This window comes from Enterobacter sp. kpr-6 (assembly GCF_900116015.1).
Taxonomy (GTDB): domain Bacteria; phylum Pseudomonadota; class Gammaproteobacteria; order Enterobacterales; family Enterobacteriaceae; genus Enterobacter_D.
Genome location: NZ_FOYH01000002.1, coordinates 44,586 through 70,352 on the forward strand (window position 1 = coordinate 44,586; position 25,767 = coordinate 70,352).

General features: G+C 54.5%; 23 protein-coding genes. 10 read left to right on the top strand and 13 right to left on the bottom strand.

From position 1 onward, the window contains the following. Positions 1-14 precede the first annotated feature (14 nt). The 11 genes from dcyD to BM373_RS05000 all read right to left on the bottom strand — a co-directional run bounded on the left by dcyD (position 15) and on the right by BM373_RS05000 (position 14,279). Entirely contained in the window at positions 15-1,001 is a 987-nt protein-coding gene (gene dcyD, locus BM373_RS04950) for a D-cysteine desulfhydrase (RefSeq protein ID WP_090460122.1), read from the bottom strand. A gap of 106 nt (positions 1,002-1,107) precedes the next feature. Next, positions 1,108-1,908, bottom strand: coding sequence for a cystine ABC transporter substrate-binding protein (gene tcyJ, locus BM373_RS04955; RefSeq protein ID WP_090460123.1), 801 nt, complete (start codon positions 1,906-1,908; stop codon positions 1,108-1,110). A gap of 86 nt (positions 1,909-1,994) precedes the next feature. Further along, the gene (gene fliZ, locus BM373_RS04960; protein WP_090460125.1) at positions 1,995-2,546 is read right to left on the bottom strand and encodes a flagella biosynthesis regulatory protein FliZ; all 552 of its coding nucleotides are present in this window, start codon (positions 2,544-2,546) and stop codon (positions 1,995-1,997) included. A gap of 58 nt (positions 2,547-2,604) precedes the next feature. Continuing rightward, the gene (gene fliA / locus BM373_RS04965) at positions 2,605-3,324 is read right to left on the bottom strand and encodes an RNA polymerase sigma factor FliA (RefSeq protein ID WP_090460126.1); all 720 of its coding nucleotides are present in this window, start codon (positions 3,322-3,324) and stop codon (positions 2,605-2,607) included. Positions 3,325-3,581: 257 nt separating this feature from the next. Further along, positions 3,582-4,625 carry an FkbM family methyltransferase gene (locus BM373_RS04970; RefSeq protein WP_177220120.1) on the bottom strand — a complete coding sequence of 348 codons (1,044 nt, stop codon included), beginning with the start codon at positions 4,623-4,625 and terminating at the stop codon, positions 3,582-3,584. Between the two features lie 40 nt (positions 4,626-4,665). Next, a complete protein-coding gene (locus BM373_RS04975; RefSeq protein WP_090460129.1) occupies positions 4,666-5,943 on the bottom strand; it encodes an ATP-grasp domain-containing protein in 1,278 nt (425 codons plus the stop codon). Continuing rightward, the gene (locus tag BM373_RS04980) at positions 5,943-6,941 is read right to left on the bottom strand and encodes an aspartate aminotransferase family protein (protein WP_143102623.1); all 999 of its coding nucleotides are present in this window, start codon (positions 6,939-6,941) and stop codon (positions 5,943-5,945) included. The genes BM373_RS04975 and BM373_RS04980 overlap by 1 nt, the downstream gene beginning before the upstream one ends. Positions 6,942-6,945: 4 nt before the next feature. Beyond that, positions 6,946-7,635, bottom strand: a complete 690-nt coding sequence (locus BM373_RS04985) for a WbqC family protein (RefSeq protein ID WP_090460134.1) — start codon at positions 7,633-7,635, stop codon at positions 6,946-6,948. Positions 7,636-7,653: 18 nt separating this feature from the next. Beyond that, on the bottom strand, positions 7,654-8,799 hold the full coding sequence (locus BM373_RS04990) for a DegT/DnrJ/EryC1/StrS family aminotransferase (RefSeq protein ID WP_090460135.1): 1,146 nt from the start codon (positions 8,797-8,799) through the stop codon (positions 7,654-7,656). A gap of 98 nt (positions 8,800-8,897) precedes the next feature. Beyond that, positions 8,898-12,359, bottom strand: a complete 3,462-nt coding sequence (locus BM373_RS04995) for a bifunctional class I SAM-dependent methyltransferase/glycosyltransferase (RefSeq protein WP_090460136.1) — start codon at positions 12,357-12,359, stop codon at positions 8,898-8,900. 351 nt (positions 12,360-12,710) lie between these two features. Beyond that, the gene (locus tag BM373_RS05000) at positions 12,711-14,279 is read right to left on the bottom strand and encodes a flagellin N-terminal helical domain-containing protein (RefSeq protein ID WP_090460137.1); all 1,569 of its coding nucleotides are present in this window, start codon (positions 14,277-14,279) and stop codon (positions 12,711-12,713) included. 256 nt (positions 14,280-14,535) lie between these two features. Here BM373_RS05000 and fliD point away from each other — a divergent pair, with 256 nt between their 5' ends. The 4 genes from fliD to amyA are packed head-to-tail and all read left to right on the top strand — an operon-like array spanning position 14,536 to position 18,275. After that, the gene (fliD, locus tag BM373_RS05005) at positions 14,536-15,948 is read left to right on the top strand and encodes a flagellar filament capping protein FliD (protein WP_090460139.1); all 1,413 of its coding nucleotides are present in this window, start codon (positions 14,536-14,538) and stop codon (positions 15,946-15,948) included. An 11-nt stretch (positions 15,949-15,959) separates the two neighbouring features. Further along, a complete protein-coding gene (gene fliS / locus BM373_RS05010) occupies positions 15,960-16,364 on the top strand; it encodes a flagellar export chaperone FliS (protein ID WP_090460141.1) in 405 nt (134 codons plus the stop codon). Next, entirely contained in the window at positions 16,364-16,735 is a 372-nt protein-coding gene (gene fliT / locus BM373_RS05015) for a flagella biosynthesis regulatory protein FliT (protein ID WP_090460143.1), read from the top strand. Before fliS ends, fliT begins: the two co-directional genes overlap by 1 nt. A 55-nt stretch (positions 16,736-16,790) precedes the next feature. Then, complete coding sequence (gene amyA / locus BM373_RS05020; RefSeq protein WP_090460145.1) at positions 16,791-18,275, top strand: alpha-amylase; 1,485 nt, start codon at positions 16,791-16,793, stop codon at positions 18,273-18,275. 39 nt (positions 18,276-18,314) lie between these two features. Here amyA and yedD read toward each other — a convergent pair whose 3' ends face one another. Then, positions 18,315-18,728: a lipoprotein YedD gene (gene yedD, locus BM373_RS05025; RefSeq protein ID WP_090460146.1), complete on the bottom strand. Its 414-nt coding sequence runs from the start codon at positions 18,726-18,728 to the stop codon at positions 18,315-18,317. Positions 18,729-18,919: 191 nt separating this feature from the next. Between yedD and yedE the strand changes: the two genes are divergently transcribed. Both yedE and yedF read left to right on the top strand, forming a co-directional pair. After that, a complete protein-coding gene (yedE, locus tag BM373_RS05030) occupies positions 18,920-20,125 on the top strand; it encodes a selenium metabolism membrane protein YedE/FdhT (RefSeq protein WP_090460148.1) in 1,206 nt (401 codons plus the stop codon). Continuing rightward, positions 20,122-20,355 carry a sulfurtransferase-like selenium metabolism protein YedF gene (gene yedF / locus BM373_RS05035; protein WP_090460150.1) on the top strand — a complete coding sequence of 78 codons (234 nt, stop codon included), beginning with the start codon at positions 20,122-20,124 and terminating at the stop codon, positions 20,353-20,355. Before yedE ends, yedF begins: the two co-directional genes overlap by 4 nt. A gap of 81 nt (positions 20,356-20,436) precedes the next feature. Here the strand turns inward: yedF and fliE are convergent, their stop codons facing one another. Continuing rightward, the gene (fliE, locus tag BM373_RS05040; protein WP_090460151.1) at positions 20,437-20,748 is read right to left on the bottom strand and encodes a flagellar hook-basal body complex protein FliE; all 312 of its coding nucleotides are present in this window, start codon (positions 20,746-20,748) and stop codon (positions 20,437-20,439) included. A 228-nt stretch (positions 20,749-20,976) separates the two neighbouring features. Between fliE and fliF the strand changes: the two genes are divergently transcribed. The 4 genes from fliF to fliI are packed head-to-tail and all read left to right on the top strand — an operon-like array spanning position 20,977 to position 25,753. After that, positions 20,977-22,695 carry a flagellar basal-body MS-ring/collar protein FliF gene (fliF, locus tag BM373_RS05045; protein WP_090460153.1) on the top strand — a complete coding sequence of 573 codons (1,719 nt, stop codon included), beginning with the start codon at positions 20,977-20,979 and terminating at the stop codon, positions 22,693-22,695. Further along, on the top strand, positions 22,688-23,683 hold the full coding sequence (gene fliG / locus BM373_RS05050; protein WP_090460155.1) for a flagellar motor switch protein FliG: 996 nt from the start codon (positions 22,688-22,690) through the stop codon (positions 23,681-23,683). The genes fliF and fliG overlap by 8 nt, the downstream gene beginning before the upstream one ends. After that, on the top strand, positions 23,676-24,383 hold the full coding sequence (gene fliH / locus BM373_RS05055) for a flagellar assembly protein FliH (RefSeq protein ID WP_090460157.1): 708 nt from the start codon (positions 23,676-23,678) through the stop codon (positions 24,381-24,383). Before fliG ends, fliH begins: the two co-directional genes overlap by 8 nt. Then, positions 24,383-25,753: a flagellar protein export ATPase FliI gene (gene fliI, locus BM373_RS05060; RefSeq protein ID WP_090460159.1), complete on the top strand. Its 1,371-nt coding sequence runs from the start codon at positions 24,383-24,385 to the stop codon at positions 25,751-25,753. Before fliH ends, fliI begins: the two co-directional genes overlap by 1 nt. The last annotated feature ends 14 nt before the right edge of the window (positions 25,754-25,767 follow it).

Here is a 25,767-nt window from a genome sequence, read left to right on the forward strand (position 1 = left end):
TGTTCTACCTGGTTTCAGACGTGTGGATGATAGGCAAAGAGCGCAGGCGCGCCCCCGGTGTGCACAAAGAGGATCGGGCCGTGATCCTTAAAGCGGTTCTGGCTGATGCCGTCGATTAATCCCGCCATCGCTTTACCGGTATAAACCGGGTCGAGCAAAATGCCTTCAAGACGCGCCAGCAGTTTAACCGCCTCGGTGCCTTCTGCATTCGGCGTCCCGTAAGACGGTGCAAAATAGTCATCCCAGAGCAGAATATCGGCGCTGGTCTGCACCTCCAGTTTTTGCGCCACATCCTGTTGCAGCGTGACAACTTTCGGCTTTTGATCGGCCACGCTGCGCGAGACGGTCACGCCGATGAGTTCAACATCCGGCATCAGTTGCTCCAGTCCGACCGCCAGTCCGGCGTGCGTGCCTGCGCTACCGGAAGCGACCACTACCGAGGAGAGGCTCACCGCGCCTTCGCACTGCTGGGCGATTTCCAGCGCGCTCTCCACATAGCCGAGCGCCCCCAGTGCATTCGAACCACCCACCGGGATCACATACGGGCGAAAACCTTGCGCTTCGATGCGCGTGGCCAGTTCATCAAGCTGACGGACGGGATCGGTCAGCGCATCGCACATTTCAATCTGCGCGTTAAAGAGATCGAGCAGCAGGCGGTTGCCATTAGAAAGATAGTTTTCAGCGGTGGTGCCGATCGGGTTTTCCAGCAGCGCCACGCAGTTCAGCCCCAGTTTTGCCGCTACCGCTGCCGTCTGGCGCACATGGTTAGACTGGATGGCCCCGGCGGTCACTAACGTATCCGCGCCTTCGCGCAGCGCATCGGCAGCCAGAAATTCCAGTTTTCGCAGTTTATTACCGCCCATAGCGATGGGGGTCACATCATCGCGTTTGATAAAGATTTCCCGGCCAAGGTAGTCGGAAAAACGTGGTAAGTATTCCAGCGGCGTCGGTGCGCCGATAAATTCAAGGCGGGGAAAACGGGTTAGATTATGCAGGGACATAAAATCTCCGGTGCTGTGTCGCGAGTGATTCACTGATTATGCACGGTACGGCGAAATAAATAAAAAAGGCGCTCTTATCAGCGCCTTTTTCCTTCACTTTCGGTGATTATTTCGTCACGTCAGCGCCAAACCATTTCTCAGACAGCGCCTTCAGGCTGCCATCTTTTTGCATCTGTGCAATGGCGTCATCGACCGCTTTCAGCAGATCTTCGTTGCCTTTACGCACCGCTACACCGGCTTCCTGGCGAGAGAACGCATCGCCCGCAACGGCCAGCGTATCATTGGTTTTCTTCACCAGATCCAGCGCGGCCAGTCGGTCAACCAGAATGGCGTCGATACGGCCTACACGCAGATCCTGGTATTTGGTCGGATCGTCATCATAGGTACGGATGTCCACGCCCTGCACGTTCTGGCGCAGCCACTCTTCATAGTTGGTGCCCAGACCGACGCCGACTTTTTTGCCTTTCAAATCACCTGCGGATTTGATCCCGGCTTCATTACCTTTTTTCACCAGCGCCTGAATACCGGACACGGTATACGGGGTGGAGAAATCATATTTTTTCTTACGCTCGTCGGAAATGGTGACCTGGTTAATCACCACGTCAATGCGTTTTGAATCTAAAGACGCCAGCATCCCGTCCCACTTGGTCGGTTTCAGCGACGCTTCAACGCCCATGTGTTTAGCCAGTTGCTGTGCAAATTCCACTTCAAAGCCGGTCAGTTTGCCGTCATCGCCCTGGAAGCTGAACGGCGGATAGGTGCCTTCCAGCCCGACCAGCAGCGTGCCGCGCTCTTTCACTTTACCGAGTAAATTTTCTGCCGCGAAGGTTTGCGCGCTAAGACCTGCAACCAGCGCGACAGCCATCACGCCCATTAATGCCTGACGACCCAACTTTACAAGTTTCATAGTCACCCCGAATAATAAAATTTTCACCGTAGTGTAGGGTGAATGGCCTGAAGGTCAAACACCGCAACGCTACATGTTATTCATTTTTAATATATATCAGAAGTTGCTTCGCAGGCGATTTTCTGCGGAGAGATAAAATGTGACTGGGACTTGAAATGCGCGTATTTGCGCAGTGCAATCCGGTAGTTGTTGGTGCTGGTCGCGGGCAGCCAGGGTTCCAGCACTTCATCAAGGAAGCCGTCTTCCAGCTGGTCGTGCGTAACATGGTTAGCGCTGAGGTGATTACCAAGACGACGCAGGCGCACCACGTATTCACGCACCGTGCCATGGCTCATCTCAGTTTGCTCAAAGAGATATTGTTTAAAACCGATAATATCGAAGAAATCGCTCTGCTCTTTGCAGTGCAGATCCCCGCAGAAACGGCATAAAGCGACCCACTCCTGTTGCTCCTGTTGCCAGGCGGCTTCATCAAGCAAGGTATCGAGGCGAGAGATCGCGATCTTATTCACGATCTCACCGCGACGTACCAGCGTAATGCGATCAAGCAATTTGTGGCAATGCGCGCAATGCGTCTGGCTGTGTTTAAAATCTTTCAGGTAGCGGCTTAGTGGCCGTCTTTTAGCTTGCTGCACCGTCATGATAACTCCTGGTTGTCAATACGTTGTGCGGCACTCTTCGGGCGATAACATGATCAGCCTATAACTTACCCAGTTTGGTGCGTAAGCGTTTAATCGCCTGGCTATGGAGCTGACTGACCCGCGACTCCCCTACTTCCAGTACCGCGCCAATCTCTTTGAGATTGAGCTCTTCCTGGTAGTAGAGCGTCAGAACCAGTTGCTCACGTTCTGGTAAGGCTTCAATCGCCTCCATCACGCGATGGCGCAAATTGCTTTCCAGCAACTGGTGTAACGGGTTTTCCTGCTGGTGATCGTCGGTGACCAGTTCGATGCTATCGCCATGCTCTTCCCGCCACTCATCGTAAGAAAAGAGCTGGCTGTTATTGGTATCGAGCAACATCTGACGATAATCTTCGACAGGAATATTGAGTCGTTGCGCGACTTCGGTTTCCGTCGCATTACGCCCTAATTCCTGTTCCAGCTGTCCCATCGCCTGCGCGACTTCGCGTGCGTTACGCCGGACGCTGCGCGGCACCCAATCACGGCTGCGCAATTCATCCAGCATCGCCCCACGAATACGCTGCACTGCGTAAGTGGTAAATGCCGTTCCTTGCAGAGCGTCGTATCGGTCCACTGCATTCAATAACCCGATACCGCCCGCCTGTAGCAGGTCGTCCAGTTCGACACTCGCGGGCAGGCGTACCTGCAAGCGCAATGCTTCATGACGCACTAGCGGTACATAACGCTGCCATAGCGAGTGTTTATCCATTACACCTTCAGCGGTATACATTGAATTCACGATAAACAGCCCTGCGTTAATGAGTTATCGGCATGATTATCCAATTCTGGAGGGATTTTAATTGGATGAATAGTGGGTGAAATAGGGGGTTATTTGCATTGATGGACAGAACAGAGAAGCGTATTTGTAACAATATGGGAAGAACTATAAGCGAATCAATAAGTCAGCAACATTTACCTCACAAAATGATGCGCTCAGGGCGTTAAGTTTTTTCTCATGGCAACGAGATTTTCCGTTGCCATGATTCGCGTCACTGACTAGCGTTTGGGAATAAAGTAATAAACCGTCTCAAGTACGCCTTCGGTATAGTGGCGCATATAAAGCGAGTAATCTTCACGCATTGAAAAAACCAGCTCAGGTATTTTCCAGTAATCATCCACCCGGTGATAAGCACAAATGGCAAGCGTCGGATGATGTGTTGAAATGGTATTGCGCGCCCCTTCCAGTGCTGCACCTTCATGGCCTTCCACATCCATTTTGATAAAGGTTACCGGCTCGCTGATTAATGAATCAATGGTATCCACATTGATGACAATATCACCATTTTCATCAAGATGTGACCAACTTCCTGACGAGGTAAAGGTGAGGGTTTCTTTTTTATCTGATGCACCATACGGATGAAAATGGATATCCCGTACTGCGTTTAATTTTTCAGTAATGGCCGCCATTTGTTTAGGCTCAGGCTCAAACAGATGAACGCTACGGTAATCGGGGCAACGACGGATAAATTCCCGTGCCGTTTCGCCATCAAAACTGCCAACATCAACAAATACCGCTTTCCCCGGCGCTAAATCAACAAACGGCTCAAAATAACTTTCTTGAGGGCGGAAGGAAAAATATTCCATCACACGTAAATCTTCTTCCAGGCGAAACTGCACAAGGCGGGAGAACGTTTCACGCGATGGCTCATCCGCCAGCAGGTTCAGAATGCGATCATATTTATCTTTATTGCACTCGTAATCTTTTTTAAAGGCTGAAGACGGAACAAATGCGCAATCTTTAAGCGGATAGTGAACATGATTTTTAAAGGTAAAATAGTCGATAAAACGTTTACCGCTTTTTTCCAGCAGACGATTTACGCTGACCGGACGACCATCAACAATTGACGACACCACAATAGCATTGTCCGGCACATCGGCCATTCTCACGACCGGAATTCCGGCAAAAGAAGATGCCGGGGTAAAATCATCAATCACACCATCGGGCGTGATATGTTCCACGATGCTGGCAGCATAAGGCGTTGTGCCGAAAATATAACGCGGAGCATCGCCGCGCATAAACACATCGCAGAGCTGTTGCATGGACTCGCTGCAGGTAGTCATCATAAAAACCTCAATACAATCATTTGATATAAAAATCGACCGCGTCAACATCCAGCACCAGAACATCATCCCGTTGTGCTACATCCAGTCGCTCCGGAAAATAGTTATCAATAAAAATCGCCGGGCCGGTGATATACGATGATTTTTTTTCATTCTCTTGCAGATGAATAATCTCATCGAACAGTAATGGCGAAATAGCCGCCTGATTTAATGTGTCAGCCGGCAGGCTTTCATGCCGGGTAATTAAATGGAGCGTTTTTCCGCTGGCACGGCTTTGATATAAAAAAGCGACCGCTACAGGATTAGGCTGTCCGTTAATTATCAGCGTATCGTCGAGATCGATATAAACACGCTGATAATTCAACGGGGTAAACGCCCGCGTTTTGATAGAACGTTCGATATACGCCACATGCGGCGTCACCAGCGGCGACACATCGCGGCCCATATAATCATGCAACGCCATCAGCGGTAAATTTACCCCCAGCGCCCGCGCTGCGATCATGGTTCCGGCGACGCGGCAGGATATTTCCAGCAGTTTCCAGCGCTGATTATGATCCTGTTTCAACTGGAAAAACCACGGGCCACGCAGCGTCAGCCGGGCGTTGATCTCCGCTGCTATAGTCATGATCTCGTCATCTGCAACAACGGGTTGCGAGCGCATGGCGATTCCCGCCCGGATCCGCTCCCGCGTACGCGGACCGGCCCAGACCAGCTTCCCGTCGCGGTTCGTGAAACAGTCCACCGTCAGCTCTTTGCCCGGCAAATATTCAACCACCACCGGCATGTCCATCGTCGCACGGGCCTCTGCAAGCTCGCGGGCATCGTGCGCCAGCGTCACCCCATTACCGCCCTGCCCGCAATCCGGTTTAACAATGACCGGCCAGCATTCAGGCTGTGCGCCTTGGGCAACAACGGCGGGAACCCACGGCGCACCGGCAAACAGGCCATAAGTCAGGCTCTTGCGGCGGGCAATCTGCGTGGTATGCGGATCGCCATTCACCAGATAACAGCCCGCCAGATCGGTCATACCCGCCAGTTTTTCGCAGACGGTGTCATGCGTGGCAAAAATAACGTCAATCTGCTGAGTAATAAGCAAATCGCGGAAATAAGCGTCGAAATCAGGTGCATGGATAAATGGCACGTCACCAATATAATCAGCAAAGTGAAACCGGCCATGATCGTCACAACTCGACGCGCCAATAAGCCGGTTAACATGCAGGGAATAACGCAGCGACTGAGCAATTTCACCCGCATTTTCAGAACCACAGGGAAAAACCAGTACGTTTAATTTTTTCATTAATTTTCATCCCTTCTGCTGTTAGCCATGACCACGGCCCGAACAATATCACTGACCCTGTTCATATCGTCTTCGCTGTAGCGCTGATCGCAGGGAAGCGGGATCATGTGATGGATAAAACCGATCTCTGCGCTGCCCGGTGCAACGCGGGGTAACGCATCCTGCCAGTAGGTCGCGACAAAAACGCCCTGCTCAATTAATGGCGCATGTAAATTTTGCGCCGGGAAATAGAACGGATAACAGAATGGCCCGCTCACGCTGTGCGGCGGAAAACAAAAGGCATTCAGATCGCCGAGTCGCTGATGCAGCAAGTGGTAATTGCGCTCGCGAATACGCTTAACCGACGCGTAATCCACCGAAAGCAGAATTCTTTCCGTTAATGCCGACATGCGACTGGCGCTAATTTCCTCAAGGGAAGACTCCGCCTGCGAAAATGCGGCATAGCCGCTACGGGTATCAAATTCATGCTGGAGCAGCAGATGTGCCGAACGGTGCAGCGTCTCGCGATCCTGTGCATCCGGTTGCGGCATTGCAACGGCCGTTTCCAGTAATCCGCCATCCGCCACGCCAAAAAACTTGCGCGGGGAATAGATCGTCGCCAGCACGGGCAAGGGGCGGGCAAAAAAAGCCTGCGAGTGATCGAAAATAATTCTGTCAGCGGGCAGCGTCGCCATTAATTTTTCTTTTACGTCCGCGCCCTGGCCTAAATAATCGACATATAACAGGTAGTCATCTGCCGCAAGCCGTGACGGTAATTGCGGATAATAGCGCTCATCAATCGTATACCAGGCAATGGATATGCCGGCGGACTGCACAGCATCAACGACGCTCTGGCAGATCAACTGCGGCATCCATAATCGTTGCGGACGGACGGTCGTTAACAGGTGAAATAAGGCGCTGCGTGCTGAACGGTATTGTTTTGCCTGCGGATACCAGGCTTTTCCCGGTGGAGGTAATTCTAAAGGAAAATAACCGCCGTAGGTTCTGGAGTCAGTCATCGCGTCAGTCTGCGTAGTGATACTGTTGCATGGCCTCAACGATCGTCGCGGGCGTGCAATGCATCAACACATCAATAATCGAAAGATAAGGCACAAATTCATGCTCCCCTTGCGGATAAACATAATTTTGCGCGGCCAGAAAACGCAGCGAAATACCCTGTGCGGCGAAAGCATCCACGTTATAAAGATGGCGGCCACCGGTGCTGTTCACGTAGGTGGTGGCATTCAGCGCCTTGCACATCCCGATGACTTTATTCTCAGCATTTTCAGCGCGATCGTAATGAAGCTCGCTGGCGCGGATAATTTTCCGTTGCACCCCGGTGTACGCCAGAATACGTTCAATAGCCATGTGACAGCAGGCGGTAATATCGCGCGTGTCCTGCCGTAATACCGATTCAATCAGCGGCATGACCTCCTGAAAATATGGCGCTTTACGGTAGTTCTGCGCGAGCGTTTTCAGAAGTTTATCGGCCTTGTCGAAAGAGAGTTCACCGATACGTTTAAACGAAGAGGCTCCCGGCACAGGCAGCGTAAATCGCAGCGCCTCACCCGACGAAAGAATGCTGTTACGGTTGATATACCCCTGCTTAATAAAGCAGGCGTCGTCATACAGTACAAAAATGTCTGACTGATAAATAAGCTGAAAATAGCCAATCCACGGAAAAAGATACGGCTGCATGATTGATACATTCATCGTCTTTTCCCGCGTACTTTAAACAGCCTCATCAAGGTTTTGCCCGGCACCCGCGAGCGTTGCGGATTTAATAATATCGGCAATTTTTACCTGCACCTCACGCTCAAGATCCGGGTAAATAGGCAGACAAAGGATCTCGTTCGCCACGGTATTCGCGACAGGAAGCAGCGCCTGCGTTGCACTACTTAATCCGCGGTACATCGGGAAGCTGCTGATTAACGGGTAGAAATAACGCCGCGTCATAATGTTATTTTGTTTAAGCAGCGCATAAAGCTCATCGCGGCTTAACGGATAATCTGCGGTAATTCTTATCGGATAATAGGCGTGGTTCCAGTGCGTTTCCTCAGCAACCGAAATCAGATTCACGCCAGGAATATCAGCCAACAGCTCTGAATAATGTTCGCCAAGCTGCGCGCGTTGTTCCAGCGCACGATCGATATGTTGCAGTTGCAGCAGACCAAATGCCGCCTGGACTTCGTTCATTTTTCCGTTGATACCCGCCGCCACGACGGTGGTTTCATCGGCAAATCCGAAGTTCTTTAAATAGTCGATGCGTTTTTTCATTTTCGCATCGCGGCAGATAATCGCCCCGCCCTCAATGGTGTTAAACACCTTGGTGGCGTGGAAGCTCAAAATCGACAGATCGCCGTGCTCAAGAATGGTTTGCCCGTTTTGCTTCACGCCAAACGCATGCGCCGCGTCATAAATCACTTTAAGCCCGTAGATGTCAGCGATTTCCTGAATGCGATTCACATTGCACGGCACGCCGTAACAGTGAACGGGTAAAATTGCGGTGGTTTCCGGGGTGATGGCCTGCTCGATCTTTTCCGGATCGAGATTGCAGGTAACCGGATCGATATCGACAAATACTGGGGTCAGTCCGTTCCACAGCAGAGTGTGCGACGTCGCCACGAAAGAGTACGGCGTGGTAATCACCTCGCCTGTCACACGCAGCGCCTGAAGCGCGGTCAGTAGTGCGAGCGTACCGTTAGAGAATAAGCACAGGTGTTCAACCCCGAGATAGTCCGCTAAGGCCTGCTCTAACTGCTGATGGAAAGGGCCCGCATTGGTTAAATGCTTATTTTGCCAAATCTGCTCCAGATAAGGGATAAACTCTTCCAACGGTGGAAGCAGCGGGCTTGTCACATAAACAGCCTTTTCCATACTCACTCCTCTGAGGCACGCTCTGCGATAGGTTTGTGACTATCATAGGGCGTGCCCGCAGCATCAATTCAAGAAATAACCCATGATTTAGGTGCCTTTTACCCGCCCAGCGTTTGTTTCACGCTAAAGCTGGTCACCTCATCACCCCGGCAGTAACGTGCCCACGCTTCACGCAGTGCCACTTCAAAGTAGTGAGCAGGACTGACATCCGGCTGAGCGTACGCCAGAGCACGATCGCGCAGTGACAGTCGCGTGTTGTTTAAGCCGTCAATATCTGCGGCGATCTCAACGGCGCGGGCCACATACGCCTCTTCGGATGTCACCACATATTCATCCAGACCAAACTGACGCATCCCCGCCGCGCCCTGGCGCATAATTGGCGTTTGCCCGGCGTAAGTCAGCGTCGGCACGCCCATCATGGTGGCGTAGTTCGCCGTGGTTCCCCCCGGATACGGGAAGGTATCCAGCAGCAGATCCACTTCACCGTGCATCTGCAAATATTCGGTCAGCGTGGTGCGTTTACGCATGATCAGACGTGAAGCATCAATACCCCGTTCGGCGAAGCGGGCAATAAAGCGCTGGCTCATCTCATCGTCAGCCATGCTGCCGATCAGCATTCGCGCGTTTTCACAGCGTTTAAGCACCTCAGCCCAGACGTCCAGCACCGCGTCGTTAATTTTTCCGGTACGGTTGAAGCTACCGAAGGTGAAATACCCGTTGCTGAGCGCAGGCGCTGGCACGACGTCCGGCGCATCGCCAAACAGCGTGAACTGATTATTGAACGGCAGGTAGATCAGCGCCTCGCTAAACTGGCTTTCCAGCTCGCCCGGCCGGGCCAGCGAGTCGGCAATCATGTAGTAATCCATCTCGTCGAGACCGGTCGTACCAAGGTAGCCAATGGTCGAGATCGACACTGGTGCAGGCTTAAGACTAAACGCCAGCAGGCGGTTGTAGTCCGTATGCCCGGAGAGATCGATAACGATATCAATCTGATCCTGATGAATACGTTTTGCCAGTTCCAGCGGGCTCATATGCTGTGCTTCACACCAGCCTGCCGCTTTATCGCGTAGCGCCTCGCTAACATGATCGTAACGGTTTGAGGTCTGGTAGGCGTACAGCGAAAATTGCTCAGGATTAAGCGCATCCCAGACGGGACGAATAAAGTTTGTCACCGGATGCAGACCCAGATCGCCGGAAACAAAGCCCACGCGCAGCGGCCGGTGTGGATCTTTCTCGTTAGCGAGCGGCAGCACCGTGCCCTGCTGTTTAGCCCAGCGCGTCGCCGTGCGACCGAAACGCTGATGTTCAGCAAAGAGATATTCCGGGCTAATCGTCGTTGAATGCAGAAGACCAAATAAATAGTTAGTGACGTACACCATCTCATTCGGCGCACTTTCACAGGTTTTACGCAGCCAGACGATCGCCTCTTCCCAGCGCGACTGCGCGCCGAGGATCGCACCCAGATAGGCCAGCGAAACGGTGTGCGCCGGATTCAGCGCCAGCGCTTTACGCGCGCATTTTTCAGCCACGTCAAACTGATTGCCCTCTTTGGTCAGCGCGCAGAGCAGCGACCAGAGTTTGGCACTGGAGGCATTAAAGCGCAGGCAGTAACGGGTGATTTTTTCCGCCATCCAGTAGTGCTGCATACGCCAGAGCTGCGTGGCGTAGTCGTAATAGAATCCCCATTGCGTGGATTCAATCGATATCGCTTTGGTGATGGACGCCAGCGCGTCGCTGTAGCGATCCTGACGGGCGAACACCTGCGCCTGCCGATGCCAGACGTGCGGGTTGCCTGGCAGGGACTGGATCAGACTGGTGGCGAGTTCAGCGGCACCAACGTTGTCACCCTGGTTAAGAAGCTGATTAAGCTTTTTCTCCGTTTTATCGTCCACGTCATCAAACTGGCTGTTACCGGCGTGTTTTTTCCGCGCACGGGCGTCAGTTTTAATGGTCTGCGTTACGCGGAAGGCATCTTCCATCCCGTAATGGGTAAACATCATCAGGCTGTTGATCGACAGCACGCTGGTATTGGACGGTTGCAGGCCGATGACCTGCTGCAGATACTTCTGCCAGGCGCGTGAAGAACCGGTCAGCACGCCTTTATCGCGCAACATTTTCAGCATACCGAACGTCGCGGGCTCCGGCGTTAACGCACCCCGCGCCAGAAAATCCTGCTGCTCTGCGGTGAGTTCAATCGCCTGATGCCAGAAGTTAAAGCTCACAGTGACCGGTTGCTGCGGATCGCTAAGTGCAGCCAGTCCCGGCAGCACTTTCAGCGCATTATTACTGCTCTGGCTGTACGGGCATGGGCCATAGCTAAAGAACAGGGATTTCGATCCCTGCATGAACAGCGACCACAGCACGCCGGCGACCTGGTCGGCGTGCTTGTCGTTTTTCTCTTCCGGCAAGGCGGTGTGCAACACAATCTGCGAAAACGACAGGCTCATCGGCCAGACTTCGCCGAGGGCATCGAGCACGCGCAAGGTTAACGCGTGATCGGTGGTCATCAGCGAACCGGTGGCCGTGATCAGCGCGTTTTGCGGTTTGTTGTCTTTGAATAAACGCTGGAAACTACCGGCCCAGTTCAGCTCTTTGATCTGCTTTTTGTTCGGCAGCGGCAGCACGCAATCCCGGTGCTGCTCGCCCACCAGCAAACTAAAGCGCTGCTGGCGGTTGATCGCCACATCAAGATACTGCTGGCTCACCACTTTACTGGCCTGCGGGCTGATGGTGCGATGAAGTTGTTCCACGGTAGAGCCGTGGTGCGCGGGGATCTCGGTTAACGGTTCCGCATCACCCAGATAGACCAGCCCGTTGCGCTCGACCATCTGGTTAAAGTCCACCAGATAGGCGGCTTCATTGAGGCCGGAAAGGTATTTCAGCGACAGTTCGGTGTCGGTGAGGGTATCAATTTCTGCCAGCAACGGCAGAAGCCCTGCACGCAGCGGGTTGTCGTCACTCATCCCCAGCGACAGCCAGGTGGCGGCGGCGCGGGCGCTGTTGACCTTCTCTTCTTCGGTGGTGGCAAGGCTGCTGTGCAGGAGCATCGCATCACGAAGCGTTTCTTCACTGCGCGCGCCCGGATAGCAGGGCCACGTGAGGGCAATCAGTCCGTTCGGACTTAAATGCTGTTTGCACCACGCCAGTACCGCTTCACGCGTGGCGCTGTCGAGGAGAGTAAACATCCCCTGCAAAATGATGTAGTCCTGCTCGCCCGGCGACACGCCGAGCAACTCGTCAAGTTGCAGGCAGTAAAGCTGGAGGTTAGTCAGTCCGCTGCGGGCAATCAGTTCCTGCCCCTGAGCGATGGATTCTGCCTCAATGTCGATGCCAATGACCGAGGAATTGGGCCAGGCAGCACAGAATGGCAGCAAATTTGCGCCCGTATCACATCCCAGCGTCAACACCCTGGCCGTCTCCAGAACCGGCGTGTCCATACCATACATTTTTGCTACCGCGCGTAAATATTGCGCAGATGCACGGCCATTAAGCGGCAGCGCCAGTGCCTGGGCAGCGGCTTGCTGGACGGCGGCGGGTTCAGTTACGTCAGTTGTCGTCACGGAAAGGTCCTGTTTTCATGAAAGAGGTAAATCAGCATTACGATATCAAGGTGCACGCGCAGCAATGGTGGAATAACCATGCGCCAAAGGCCTTAATTCCCGGCATTCCCCCCCTCACCCTGGCCCTCTCCCTCAGGGAGAGGGGACGAAAACCCCCTCACCCTGGCCCTCTCCCCCAGGGTGAGGGGACGAAAACCCCCTCACCCTAACCCTCTCCCCAGGGAGAGGGGACGAACCCCCCCCCTCTCCCATGGGGAGAGGGCCGGGGTGAGGGGAAATGGTTTCCCCATACTTCAGATAAAAAAAAACCAACCCCGAAGGGTTGGTTTTGCGAAACATCTAACCGGGAAATTAACGCAGCAGAGACAGAACGTTCTGCGTAACCTGGTTAGCCTGTGCCAGAACAGAAGTACCAGCCTGCTGCAGGATCTGCGCGCGGGACATGTTGGACACTTCGGTCGCGTAGTCAGCATCTTCGATACGGCTACGAGCAGAGGACAGGTTGTTTACGGTGTTGCCCAGGTTGGTGATGGTAGAATCGAAACGGTTCTGTACAGCACCCAGGTCTGAACGCAGGTTGTCAACTTTAGCCAGCGCTTCATCGATAGCGCTCAGCGGGTCAACAACTTGCTCTTCACCTACAGTCACTTTACCAGCAGTAGTAGACGCAGCATCCAGGTCAGCAGTTGCTTTGAAGTAAGTTTCTTTACCTTCAGCATTAGTGTTCTTGATGAAGTACTCAGTGGTAGCCTTGCCATCTTTGTCTTTCGCTTCACGGGAGTACAGTTCGTTAGTACCCGCCATGGTCACGCCAGACATGTTCACGGAGATAGCTGGTTTAGCCGGAGTAGTAGAACCCGGGATAGTCAGCACGTCGCCAGAAGAAACAGCGGTGAAGCCAGTCGCAGTAGAGGCAGTAGTAGAGTTACCTACAGTTACAACGCCAGAGTTCAGATCAACGTTAGCAGTGAAGTTGGTAGTACCGTCACTCACAACGAAGGAACCGTTGGAGTTGTTAGCATAAACGGTGTAAGCCGGTTCTGGCGCGGTGTTATCCAGTTTAGCACCGGTAACATCAGCCATATCAACCAGCGTCGCAGCAGTGCCGGTACCGTTAACAAAGCTTGCCTGGCTCGCTGCTTCAGCAGTAGTAGAAGCGGCAACAGAAGAGCTGTAGGAAACTTTGTTGGTGTCTGCGTCGTAAGTGGCTGCGTAGTATGCACCGCCAGATTTTACGGCCAGAGAACCGTTGTCCATTACTTTCAGTTCTGGAGTAGAACCGCTTGCAGCAGAGAAGGTGATCTCTTTAACAACAGCCGCGTTAGTAACAGCAGGTACCGCTGCTTTGATGGTGCCATCAACTTTGGTCAGGTCTTTGGAGTTAACCTGGTTGGTCAGATCCAGTTTGTCCAGGCCCAGAGTCTTGGAGGTGATTTCTTTCAGGTCGATGTCGATGGTTTCGCCATCGTTCGCGCCAACCTGGATTTTCAGAGTCTGGTCAGAAGCCAGTACTTTCACGCCGTTGAACTGAGTCTGACCAGATACGCGGTCAATCTCGCCCAGACGCTGGGTGATTTCAGCCTGGATGGATTTCAGGTCGGAATCAGAGTTAGTACCGTTAGTTGCCTGTACAGACAGTTCACGAACACGCTGCAGGTTGTTGTTGATCTCAGACAGAGAACCTTCAGTGGTCTGCGCGATGGAGATACCGTCGTTCGCGTTACGAGAAGCCTGAGTCAGACCTTTGATGTTTGCGGTGAAGCGGTTAGCGATCGCTTGACCCGCGGCGTCATCTTTGGCGCTGTTAATGCGCAGGCCAGAAGACAAACGCTCAATAGCGGAGCCCAAAGAGGACTGGGATTTGTTCAGATTGTTTTGGGTCAACAGCGACAGGCTGTTTGTGTTGATGACTTGTGCCATAATCTTTTCCTTAACAAGTTACGTCTTGAAGTTATTGGGCCGTTGCCCACGGTTTCTCACCGTAACCAGGGTATCGGCACCTCAAAAACGAACTTTAGAAAATTTTCATTTTTTTCCTGCTATTTTTTTAAGCGCAGAAAAGCCGCTCCATTCCTTCATTATTCTCCGCATTATATTTACGCAAATATTATTAAACTCTGCCGCAAGATTGCCGATACCGTGCTTAACCACTGTTTGCAATATTAAGGGAACTCGCATGGCTTCATTTACATCCTTGGGTGTCGGTTCGAACCTGCCGTTGAGTACGTTGCTGACGAATCTGGAGACAGCAGAAAAATCGCGTTTAACGCCTATTACGAAGCAACAGAGCAGCTTCTCAGCAAAACTGACGGCGTTCGGCACGCTTAAAAGCTCGCTGGAAAAATTCCAGACGGCCAATACGACGCTAAACGATGCCGCGCTTTTTAAAAGCACAGTGGCGACCAGCTCAAGCACAGATTTGTCCGTCACCACAGCGGCGGGTGCAGCACCAGGTATTTATAAAGTTAACGTGACCCAACTGGCTCAGGCGCAGTCTCTGCGCACGACCGCGACGGTGGCGAACACCAGCGATGCACAGGGCGACACCAGTGCAGAAAGCCGTACGCTGATCATTAAGCAGGACGGTAAAGAAAAACCGCTTGAGATTAAGCTGACTAAAGATCAGACCTCTCTCGCCAGCATGCGTGATGCCATTAACAATGCCAACGGCGGTGTGTCAGCCAGTATTGTTAAAGTGAAAGATGACGATTACCAGCTGGTACTGACGTCAACCGAAACCGGCCTCACCAATAAAATGAGTGTTTCCGTGACCGGGGATCAAAAGCTGAATGAATTGCTCAGCTTTAACAACCCGGATGTTATCGGTAGCGGCATGTCGCAGATCGTGGAAGCGAAAGATGCGGAGCTCACGGTTAACGGCATCAATATTACCCGTAGCAACAACACCGTGACCGATGCGCCAGAAGGCCTGACGCTGAATCTGAACAAAGTGGCCAATGACATTACCGTCACCGTCACACAAAGCGATGATAAAGCCAAAGCCGCCGTTAAATCCTGGGTGGATGCGTATAACTCGCTGGTTGATACCATCGGTACGCTGACCAAGTACACCTCGGTGGACGCCGGGACGGATGCGCAGGACAACAGTAATGGTGCCCTGCTCGGCGACGGCTCTGTGCGTACTATTCAGACCGGGATCCGCGCGCAGTTTTCTGCCAGCGCCAATGAAGGTAGCTACCAGACGCTGTCGCAAATGGGCATCACCCAGGATCCGGCCAGCGGCAAGCTGAAGATCGACAACGATAAACTCAGTGCCTCGCTGAAAACCAACTCGCTTGACGTACAGGCGCTGCTGGTTGGCGACGGTAAAACCACCGGCATGACCAGCAAGATCGGCAAGCTGGTTGACGGTTATCTGGCCGATGACGGCGTGATTGACAGTGCGCAGGACAGTATTAACACCACGCTGAAAAAACTGACGAAGCAGTATCTGTCCGTCAGTTCCAGCATCGACGACACGATTGCGCGCTATAAAACGCAGTTCACTCAATTAGACACCTTGATGAGCAAACTGAATAACACAAGTACTTATTTGAATCAGCAGTTCTCATCAAAAAGCTCTTCATAAACGAGGTTGATATGTATACGGCGGGTACCAAAGCATACGCGCAAATCGGTGTAGAAAGCGCCGTAATGAGCGCCAGTCCGCACCAGCTCATCGTCATGCTTTTCGACGGTGCGCATAGCGCGCTTGTGCGTGCGCGTTTATTTTTGCAGTCCGGGGAAATGGTGGCGAAAGGCGAAGCGTTGAGCAAAGCCATCAATATCATTGATAACGGTCTTAAGGCCGGGCTGGATCATGAAAAAGGCGGCGAGATCGCCACTAACCTGTCATCACTGTATGACTACATGATCCGCCGCCTGTTGCAGGCGAATCTGCACAATGACGGCCAGGCAATTGAAGAGGTCGAAGGGTTGCTGGCCAATATTGCCGATGCCTGGAAGCAAATTTCCCCTCAGCAAGCGGTCCAGGAGTCTATTTGATGTCCCTTCATGTGGAGTTAGTCAGCCGTTGGCAGCGTGTTGCGCTGCTTAGCCAGTCGCTGCTGGAACTTGCTCAGCGTGGCGAATGGGATCTTCTGCTTGAACAGGAAGTTACCTATCTGCAAACTATTGAGGCGGTTATGAAAACTCAAACTCCACAGGGATTGCAGCAAAGCGTTCAGGATTTGGTAGCGGGCTATTTAAAACAGACGCTGGATAACGAGGTGCTTTTAAAGCAACTTCTGCAACAGCGTCTGAATGAATTAAGCGGGCTTATCAGCCAGTCCACCCGTCAGCAAAGCCTGAACAGCACCTACGGGCGTCTGTCCGGCATGCTCCTGGTACCGGAACCCGGTACGCCCGCGCGATAAACTGCCGGTGCGTTATACTCCAGAAGTCATATAAATGACTTCTGGAGCATGGAAGATGAAAAATCCCACCTTATTGCAATGCTTTCACTGGTATTACCCTGATGGCGGCAAACTCTGGCCGGAGCTGGCGGAGCGCGCATCGGGCTTCAATGATCTGGGTATTAACATGGTCTGGCTGCCGCCCGCCTACAAAGGCGCGGATGGCCCCCATTCACCAGGCTATGACTCCTACGACCTGTTCGACCTGGGTGAATTCGATCAAAAAGGCAGCGTTGCCACCAAATATGGCGACAAAGCCCAGTTACTGACCGCAATCAACGCACTGCAGGAAAATAAGATCGCCGTTCTGCTCGATGTCGTGGTCAATCACAAAATGGGCGCTGACGAGAAAGAAACCGTTCTGGTAAATCGCGTCAACAGTGACGATCGCACGCAAATCGATGAAGAGGTCATTGAGTGCGAAGCCTGGACCCGCTACACCTTCCCTGTCCGTAACGGGCAATATTCACAGTTCATCTGGGATTACAAATGCTTCAGCGGCGTCGATCATATCGATAATCCGTCGGAAGATGGCGTCTTCAAAATCGTTAACGACTATACCGGCGAAGGCTGGAACGATCAGGTAGATAACGAAATGGGTAATTTCGATTACCTGATGGGATCGAATATCGACTTTCGTAATCGCGCGGTGACCGAGGAGATCAAATACTGGGCCAGATGGGTAATGGATCAAACCCACTGCCAGGGATTCCGCCTCGATGCGGTGAAACACATTCCGGCCTGGTTCTATAAAGAGTGGATCGAGCATGTGCAGGAGGTGGCGGACACCCCGCTATTTATCGTGGCGGAATACTGGGCCAACGACGTGGGAAAACTGCAGAACTATATCAATCAGGTGGAAGGCAAAACCATGCTGTTTGATGCCCCGCTGCACATGAAATTTCACGAAGCCTCGCTCCAGGGGCGCGACTATGATATGAGCCAGATCTTTACCGACACGCTGGTGGAAGCCGATCCGTTTCACGCGGTGACGCTGGTTGCCAACCACGATACCCAGCCGCTGCAATCGCTGGAAGCGCCGGTAGAAGCCTGGTTTAAACCGCTGGCTTACGCGCTGATCCTGCTACGGGAAAACGGCGTGCCCTGCGTCTTCTACCCGGATCTCTACGGCGCAAGCTATGACGATACCGGCGGCGACGGCGAGACCTACCACGTTGATATGCCGGTGATCCACCAGCTCGATCAGTTGATCCTCGCCCGCCAGCGCTTTGCCCACGGCATTCAGACCCTGTGGTTTGATCACCCCAACTGCATCGCGTTCAGCCGCAGCGGCACCGAAGAGGATCCGGGCTGCGTGGTGGTGCTCTCGAACGGGGATGACGGTGAAAAAACGCTGACGCTTGGGGAAAATTATGCCAACAAAAACTGGCGTGATTTCCTCGGCAACCGGGAAGAGACGGTCACCACCGACGAGAACGGCGCAGGGGTATTTACCTGTAACGGCGGCAGCGTGAGCGTGTGGATATTAGAAGAGGCGTAAAGATAACGCTGAGTGGCGCGTGCTCACTCAGCGTATTTTTCAGGGCAGCATGGAGGGCAGCGGTTTTTTCGTAAGCGCATCGGCGCATTCGGCGGTAGGACGATCCACACGCTTTAAGGTCATCCCGGCGTACTCAAGCTCATTGCCTTCACGCTCAATCCCGTAGATATCCAGCTCTCGCGTGACGTTATCCAGCGAATCTCCACGCAGCATTAATTTGCCCGGCACGGCGATCACCCGCTGCCACTGACGGCAATCCAGCGTATCCCCTTCGGCGGTGACAATCAGACTGGCAATCGCTTCCGGGCTGACCAGTTTGCTCTGCGGCCCCGCCGACTGCCAGTACCCCACCAGCCCCGCCGGTGCCGGGTGTTTCACCACATCCTGATAGTTTTCAACTTGCGCACAACCTGCAAGGAGCAGCAAAGCGCCAGATATTGCGACTTTTTTCATCATTTATTCGGCTCTAAGTGAAAAAAAAGAGTGTGGCATTAAAGCGTTGCCCCTGCCAGCGTTTCACCCTCCGGCCTTAAAATTGATCTCTGCCAGCAAATGAACGTTTTGTGCTATGCAAACCGCGCCGCGCGTGTACTATCGCGGTTCATTTTCACTGATAGATCCTTCTGAGTTCAGAGGCTAACAATATGTCATGGCAACACTTCAAGCAGACCTGGTTAATTAAATTCTGGGCACCTGCCCCTGCCGTCATCGCGGCGGGCATCCTCTCCACCTACTATTTTGGCATCACTGGCACTTTCTGGGCGGTAACCGGCGAATTCACCCGCTGGGGCGGTCAGTTGCTGCAACTGTTTGGCGTCCCTGCCCAGGAGTGGGGGTACTACAAACTGATCCACCTCGACGGCACGCCGTTAACCCGTATCGACGGCATGATGATCATCGGCATGTTCGGCGGCTGTCTGGCGGCGGCGCTGTGGGCGAATAACGTGAAGCTGCGGATACCCCGTAGCCGGATCCGCATCGCACAGGCGATTATCGGCGGGATCATCGCCGGATTTGGCGCACGCCTGGCGATGGGCTGCAACCTGGCGGCTTTTTTTACCGGTATTCCACAGTTCTCCCTGCACGCCTGGTTTTTTGCGCTGGCAACCGCTGTCGGCACCTGGTTTGGTGCGCGGGTAACGCTACTGCCGCTGTTTCGCATTCCGGTGAAAATGCAAAAAGTCTCCAGCGCCTCGCCGCTGACCCAGGACCCACACCAGGCGCGTCGCCGTTTCCGCCTGGGAATGCTGGTGTTCATCGGAATGCTGGGCTGGGCCCTACTGACCGCAATGGACAAGCCAAAGCTGGGCCTCGCAATGCTGTTTGGCGTCGGGTTTGGTTTACTGATTGAACGCGCGCAGATCTGCTTTACCTCGGCTTTCCGCGATATGTGGATCACCGGCCGCACCCATCTGGCGAAAGCCATTCTTTTAGGGATGGCAGCCAGCGCCATCGGGATTTTCAGCTACGTGCAGCTTGGCGTTGAAGCCAAAATCATGTGGGCAGGCCCGAATGCCGTGATCGGCGGGCTGCTGTTTGGTTTCGGTATTGTGCTGGCGGGCGGCTGTGAAACCGGCTGGATGTACCGCGCGGTGGAAGGCCAGGTGCACTACTGGTGGGTAGGACTTGGCAACGTTATCGGCTCTACCCTGCTGGCGTACTGGTGGGACGATCTCGCGCCCGCGCTGGCAACGCAGTGGGACAAAGTAAATCTGCTAAACACCTTCGGTCCACTGGGTGGCTTGCTGGTGACCTATGCCCTGCTGCTCGTGGCTTTCCTGCTGATGGTGGCCTGGGAAAAACATTTCTTTAAACGCGCGGCGCAGGTCGCTATTAAGGAGCCAGCATGAAAGAGATCGTGCCTGATTACCGCCTCGACATGGTCGGCGAACCCTGCCCCTACCCGGCCGTCGCCACGCTCGAAGCGATGCCGCAACTTAACAAAGGCGAGATCCTGGAAGTGGTCAGCGACTGCCCGCAGTCGATCAACAACATTCCGCTGGATGCGCAAAATCATGGCTACACCGTGCTGGCTATTCAGCAGGACGGGCCAACGATTCGCTATTTGATTCAGAAGTAAAGAAATGAGGTCACTCTGACGCTGCGTCAGAGTGAGGGGGCACACGGCGAAGGTGAAACTTTCCGGTAGTGCCCCAACCTGCTACACCTGCATCGACATCACGTCCTGGTAGGCGGCGACCAGTTTGTTACGTACCTGGATGCCCATTTGCAGTGACACCGAGGATTTTTGCAGATCGGTCATCACGTCATTTAAGCCCACGCCCGGTTCGCCCAGGGTGAATTTTTCGGCCTGAACGCGCGCGGCGTTTTGCGTGTCACTGATGCGATCCAGCGCCGCGTGAAGCTGCCCGGCAAAGCTCACCGAAGGCTGACTCTCCACGCTCTGATTCTTTGCAATCCCCGCCGTAGCCTGAAGCTGGCTGAGGACCCCTTCAATACCTTGTACCGACATGATTTTTTCCTGGATGATTTGATACCGGGTAAGCCTAACAGCTTGTCAATAAGATAAAGGCGGTAATTAGCGATAAAAAACCAGGTTATTTGACGCATAGAAAATCCGGAATCATCAAATAATGGCAGGGCCATCAACATGGAACTTTTGTCGTGTTTGCCGACCCCGGGAGTCTGTTTTGTTTCACTACACGTATAACGCCGTCCACCCAGAGTTAAGAGGTGCGCAATGAGTGCGACTGCCACGACTGCATCACAAAATAAATCTCTCGAGTGGATGAACCGCCTGCGTGCGAACCCCAAAATCCCTTTAATGGTGGCGGGCGCTGCGGCGGTTGCCATCATTGTTGCTATGGTGCTGTGGGCAAAACAGCCCGACTATCGCACGCTCTACAGCAACGTCTCCGATCAGGATGGGGGCGCTATCGTCGCTCAACTGACGCAGATGAACATCCCCTATCGCTTCTCCGAAACCGGCGGTGCGATTGAAGTCCCGGCCGATAAAGTTCATGAACTGCGTCTGCGCCTCGCCCAGCAGGGTCTGCCAAAAGGCGGCGCGGTGGGCTTTGAGCTTTTGGATCAGGAAAAATTCGGCATCAGCCAGTTCAGCGAGCAGGTTAACTACCAGCGCGCGCTGGAAGGCGAACTGGCCCGTACTATCGAAACCCTCGGCCCGGTGAAAAACGCCCGTGTCCACCTGGCGATGCCTAAGCCGTCGCTGTTCGTGCGCGAACAAAAATCCCCGTCTGCTTCCGTGACCGTGAACCTGGAACCGGGCCGCGCAATGGATGAAGGCCAGATTAGCGCCGTGGTGCACCTGGTTTCCAGCGCCGTTGCCGGTCTGCCGCCGGGTAACGTCACCGTGGTTGACCAGAGCGGTCGCCTGCTCACCCAGTCCAACACCAGCGGTCGCGATCTGAACGACGCGCAGTTGAAATATGCTGGCGACGTTGAAGGCCGCGTACAGCGCCGCATCGAAGCGATTCTTTCGCCGATCGTCGGCAACGGTAACGTACACGCGCAGGTCACCGCGCAGATCGATTTCGCTAATAAAGAACAAACCGAAGAAAACTACCGTCCGAACGGCGATGCGTCGCAGGCGGTTTTACGTTCGCGTCAGTTAAATGAAAGCGAGCAGAGCAACGGAGCCGCCGGTGGCGTGCCGGGCGCACTCTCTAATCAGCCTGCGCCTTCGAATACCGCACCGATTTCGACGCCTCCGGCGAACAACCCGCAGAATGCTAACGGGCAGAATGCGCAAAACGGTCAGCAAAATCAGAACGCACAGCAGACCACAACGGCGGCGGCGAGCGGCCCGCGCAATACCACGCGCAACGAAACGACTAACTATGAAGTCGATCGCACCATTCGCCACACCAAAATGAACGTCGGCGATGTGCAGCGTCTCTCCGTGGCCGTGGTGGTCAACTACCGCCAGCTCGCTGACGGCAAACCGCTGCCGCTGACTGCCGAGCAGTTAAAACAGATTGAAGATTTAACCCGTGAAGCGATGGGCTACTCCGAACAGCGCGGCGACACCTTAAACGTGGTCAACTCGCAGTTCAACGCCACCGACGATGGCGAGCCGGAAATCCCGCTGTGGAAACAGCCATGGGTGATTGAGCAGATGATCGCCGCCGGACGCTGGTTGCTGGTGCTGATCGTGGCCTTCATCTTGTGGCGTAAAGCGATACGTCCGCACCTGGTGCGCCGTACTGAGCTGCTCAAAGCGCAGGAAGAAGCCCGCGTCGCCAGCCAAACGCAGCAGGAAGTGGAAGAGTCGGTGGAAGTGCGTCTCTCCAAAGATGAACAGATCCAGCAGCGTCGCGCTAATCAGCGGATGGGTGTCGAAGTCCTCAGTCAGCGCATTCGCGAAATGTCAGATAACGATCCGCGCGTCGTGGCGCTGGTCATTCGCCAGTGGATGAGTAACGAAGAACATGAGTAACCTTACCGGAACCGAGAAAAGCGTCATCCTGTTGATGACGATTGGCGAAGACCGCGCTGCCGAAGTGTTTAAGCACCTTTCCCAGCGGGAGGTGCAACACCTGAGTACCGCCATGGCGAGCGTGCGGCAGATTTCCAATAAACAGTTAACTGATGTATTGCAGGAATTTGAGACGGAAGCGGAACAGTTCGCGGCGCTGAACATCAACGCCAACGACTACCTGCGTTCGGTGCTGGTGAAAGCGCTGGGCGAAGAGCGTGCCGCCAGCCTGCTGGAAGACATTCTCGAAACCCGCGATACCACCAGCGGCATCGAAACGCTCAACTTTATGGAGCCGCAGACCGCCGCCGACCTTATCCGCGACGAGCACCCGCAGATCATCGCGACCATTCTGGTGCACCTCAAGCGCGGTCAGGCTGCCGACATTCTGGCGCTGTTCGACGAGCGTTTGCGTCACGACGTGATGCTGCGTATTGCCACCTTCGGCGGCGTACAGCCGGCGGCGCTGGCGGAGCTGACCGAAGTGCTCAACAGCCTGCTGGATGGCCAGAACCTCAAGCGCAGCAAAATGGGCGGCGTGAGAACGGCGGCAGAAATTATCAACCTGATGAAAACGCAGCAGGAAGAAGCGGTTATTACCGCGGTGCGCGAATTCGACGGCGAACTGGCGCAGAAAATCATCGACGAAATGTTCCTGTTCGAAAACCTGGCGGAAGTGGACGATCGCAGTATCCAGCGCCTGTTGCAGGAAGTGGATTCCGAGTCCCTGCTGGTTGCACTGAAAGGGGCCGAAGCGCCGCTGCGCGAGAAGTTCCTGCGCAACATGTCGCAGCGTGCGGCCGATATCCTGCGCGACGACCTCGCCAACCGTGGCCCGGTCCGTCTGTCTCAGGTGGAAAACGAACAGAAAGCCATTCTGCTTGTGGTGCGTCGTCTTGCGGAAACCGGCGAGATGGTAATTGGCAGCGGCGAGGATACCTATGTCTAACGAACTGCCATGGAAAATCTGGAAGCCGGAAGATCTGGCGATGCCGATGTCCGAGTTTGTGCCCGCCGATCTTCACGATCAGAACGGCGATGACGCGCCGGTGGTCGATGAGATCTCCGAGGAACAAAAGCGCCAGCAACAACTGGCGCAGATCCAGATGCAGGCCCATGAGCAGGGATACAACGCAGGCCTGATTGAAGGCCGCAAAATCGGCCAGGAAAAAGGGCTGAAAGAAGGTTTAGCCCAGGGGCTGGAACAAGGTCTGGCCCAGGCGCAACAGCAACAGGCTCCGCTGCATGACCGTATGCAGCAACTGGTCAGCGAATTCCAGCACACGCTGGACGCGCTCGACAGCGTGATCGCCTCGCGCCTGATGCAGATGGCGCTGGAAGCCGCCCGTCAGGTGATTGGCCAGGCGGCCTGTATTGATAACACGGCGCTGATTAAACAGATCCAGCAGCTTTTACAGCAGGAGCCGTTGTTCAGCGGTAAGCCGCAGTTGCGCGTTCACCCGGACGATTTGCAACGCGTGGAAGAGATGCTGGGCGCGACGCTGAGTCTGCACGGCTGGCGTCTGCGCGGCGATCCGACGCTGCACCCCGGCGGCTGCAAAGTCTCCGCCGATGAAGGCGATCTTGACGCAAGCGTTGCCACGCGCTGGCAGGAACTGTGCCGCCTGGCGGCACCGGGAGTCGTCTGATGACCGCACGCCTCACACGCTGGCTTAACACGCTGGATAATTTCGAAGCCAAAATGACGCAGCTTCCCGCCGTGCGCCGCTACGGGCGTTTGACTCGTGCGACCGGGCTGGTGCTGGAAGCGACCGGGCTGCAACTGCCGCTCGGCGCGACCTGCGTGATTGAGCGTCAGGATGGCAACGAAACCCGCGAAGTCGAAAGCGAAGTGGTCGGCTTTAACGGACAGCGGCTGTTTTTGATGCCGCTGGAAGAAGTGGAAGGGATTTTGCCCGGCGCACGCGTGTACGCGCGTAACGCCAGCGGCGATGGCCTGCACAGCGGTAAGCAACTGCCGCTCGGCCCGGCGCTGCTCGGTCGTGTGCTGGACGGCAGCGGCAAACCGCTGGACGGCCTGCCTGCGCCGGATACCACCGAAACCGGTGCGCTGATCACTCAGCCTTTTAACCCGCTGCAACGTACCCCGATTGAACACGTGCTGGATACCGGCGTGCGTCCGATCAACGCCCTGCTCACCGTCGGGCGCGGGCAGCGTATGGGCCTGTTCGCCGGCTCCGGCGTCGGTAAATCGGTATTGCTGGGCATGATGGCCCGCTACACCCAGGCCGATGTGATTGTGGTCGGGCTTATCGGTGAGCGTGGCCGCGAAGTTAAAGATTTTATTGAGAACATCTTAGGCGCGGAAGGCCGTGCGCGCTCGGTGGTGATTGCCGCGCCTGCGGACGTCTCTCCCCTGCTGCGTATGCAGGGTGCCGCTTACGCCACGCGCATTGCGGAAGACTTCCGCGATCGCGGTCAGCACGTTTTGCTGATCATGGACTCCCTGACACGTTACGCCATGGCCCAGCGTGAAATCGCGCTGGCCATCGGTGAACCGCCTGCCACCAAAGGCTATCCGCCTTCGGTCTTCGCCAAACTTCCGGCGCTGGTGGAACGTGCGGGCAACGGCATTCACGGCGGCGGTTCGGTGACGGCGTTCTACACCGTTCTGACCGAAGGGGATGACCAGCAGGACCCTATTGCCGACTCGGCGCGCGCCATCCTTGATGGTCACATTGTGCTTTCACGCCGTCTGGCGGAAGCGGGTCATTACCCGGCGATTGACATTGAAGCGTCCATCAGCCGTGCCATGACCGCGCTGATAAGCGAAAACCACTATGCCAAAGTACGAAATTTCAAACAGTTGCTGTCGAGCTTCCAGCGCAACCGCGATCTGGTGAGCGTAGGTGCGTATGCACGAGGCAGCGACCCGATGCTGGATAAAGCCATCGCATTGTGGCCGCAACTCGAAGCCTATCTGCAGCAGGGCATTTTCGAACGTGCCGGGTGGGAAGAGTCGATTCAGGCACTGGATATGATCTTCCCGAACGTGTAACGAGAAAGGGGCGA

What these genes read in the sequence shown, in the direction of transcription:
- dcyD (WP_090460122.1), bottom strand. Translation starts at nt 1,001, where the DNA reads ATGTCCCTGCATAATCTAACCCGTTTTCCCCGCCTTGAATTTATCGGC.
- tcyJ (WP_090460123.1), bottom strand. Translation starts at nt 1,908, where the DNA reads ATGAAACTTGTAAAGTTGGGTCGTCAGGCATTAATGGGCGTGATGGCT.
- fliZ (WP_090460125.1), bottom strand. Translation starts at nt 2,546, where the DNA reads ATGACGGTGCAGCAAGCTAAAAGACGGCCACTAAGCCGCTACCTGAAA.
- BM373_RS04970 (WP_177220120.1), bottom strand. Translation starts at nt 4,625, where the DNA reads ATGCAACAGCTCTGCGATGTGTTTATGCGCGGCGATGCTCCGCGTTAT.
- BM373_RS04975 (WP_090460129.1), bottom strand. Translation starts at nt 5,943, where the DNA reads ATGAAAAAATTAAACGTACTGGTTTTTCCCTGTGGTTCTGAAAATGCG.
- BM373_RS04980 (WP_143102623.1), bottom strand. Translation starts at nt 6,941, where the DNA reads ATGACTGACTCCAGAACCTACGGCGGTTATTTTCCTTTAGAATTACCT.
- BM373_RS04985 (WP_090460134.1), bottom strand. Translation starts at nt 7,635, where the DNA reads ATGAATGTATCAATCATGCAGCCGTATCTTTTTCCGTGGATTGGCTAT.
- BM373_RS04990 (WP_090460135.1), bottom strand. Translation starts at nt 8,799, where the DNA reads ATGGAAAAGGCTGTTTATGTGACAAGCCCGCTGCTTCCACCGTTGGAA.
- BM373_RS05000 (WP_090460137.1), bottom strand. Translation starts at nt 14,279, where the DNA reads ATGGCACAAGTCATCAACACAAACAGCCTGTCGCTGTTGACCCAAAAC.
- fliD (WP_090460139.1), top strand. Translation starts at nt 14,536, where the DNA reads ATGGCTTCATTTACATCCTTGGGTGTCGGTTCGAACCTGCCGTTGAGT.
- fliS (WP_090460141.1), top strand. Translation starts at nt 15,960, where the DNA reads ATGTATACGGCGGGTACCAAAGCATACGCGCAAATCGGTGTAGAAAGC.
- fliT (WP_090460143.1), top strand. Translation starts at nt 16,364, where the DNA reads ATGTCCCTTCATGTGGAGTTAGTCAGCCGTTGGCAGCGTGTTGCGCTG.
- amyA (WP_090460145.1), top strand. Translation starts at nt 16,791, where the DNA reads ATGAAAAATCCCACCTTATTGCAATGCTTTCACTGGTATTACCCTGAT.
- yedD (WP_090460146.1), bottom strand. Translation starts at nt 18,728, where the DNA reads ATGAAAAAAGTCGCAATATCTGGCGCTTTGCTGCTCCTTGCAGGTTGT.
- yedE (WP_090460148.1), top strand. Translation starts at nt 18,920, where the DNA reads ATGTCATGGCAACACTTCAAGCAGACCTGGTTAATTAAATTCTGGGCA.
- yedF (WP_090460150.1), top strand. Translation starts at nt 20,122, where the DNA reads ATGAAAGAGATCGTGCCTGATTACCGCCTCGACATGGTCGGCGAACCC.
- fliE (WP_090460151.1), bottom strand. Translation starts at nt 20,748, where the DNA reads ATGTCGGTACAAGGTATTGAAGGGGTCCTCAGCCAGCTTCAGGCTACG.
- fliF (WP_090460153.1), top strand. Translation starts at nt 20,977, where the DNA reads ATGAGTGCGACTGCCACGACTGCATCACAAAATAAATCTCTCGAGTGG.
- fliG (WP_090460155.1), top strand. Translation starts at nt 22,688, where the DNA reads ATGAGTAACCTTACCGGAACCGAGAAAAGCGTCATCCTGTTGATGACG.
- fliH (WP_090460157.1), top strand. Translation starts at nt 23,676, where the DNA reads ATGTCTAACGAACTGCCATGGAAAATCTGGAAGCCGGAAGATCTGGCG.
- fliI (WP_090460159.1), top strand. Translation starts at nt 24,383, where the DNA reads ATGACCGCACGCCTCACACGCTGGCTTAACACGCTGGATAATTTCGAA.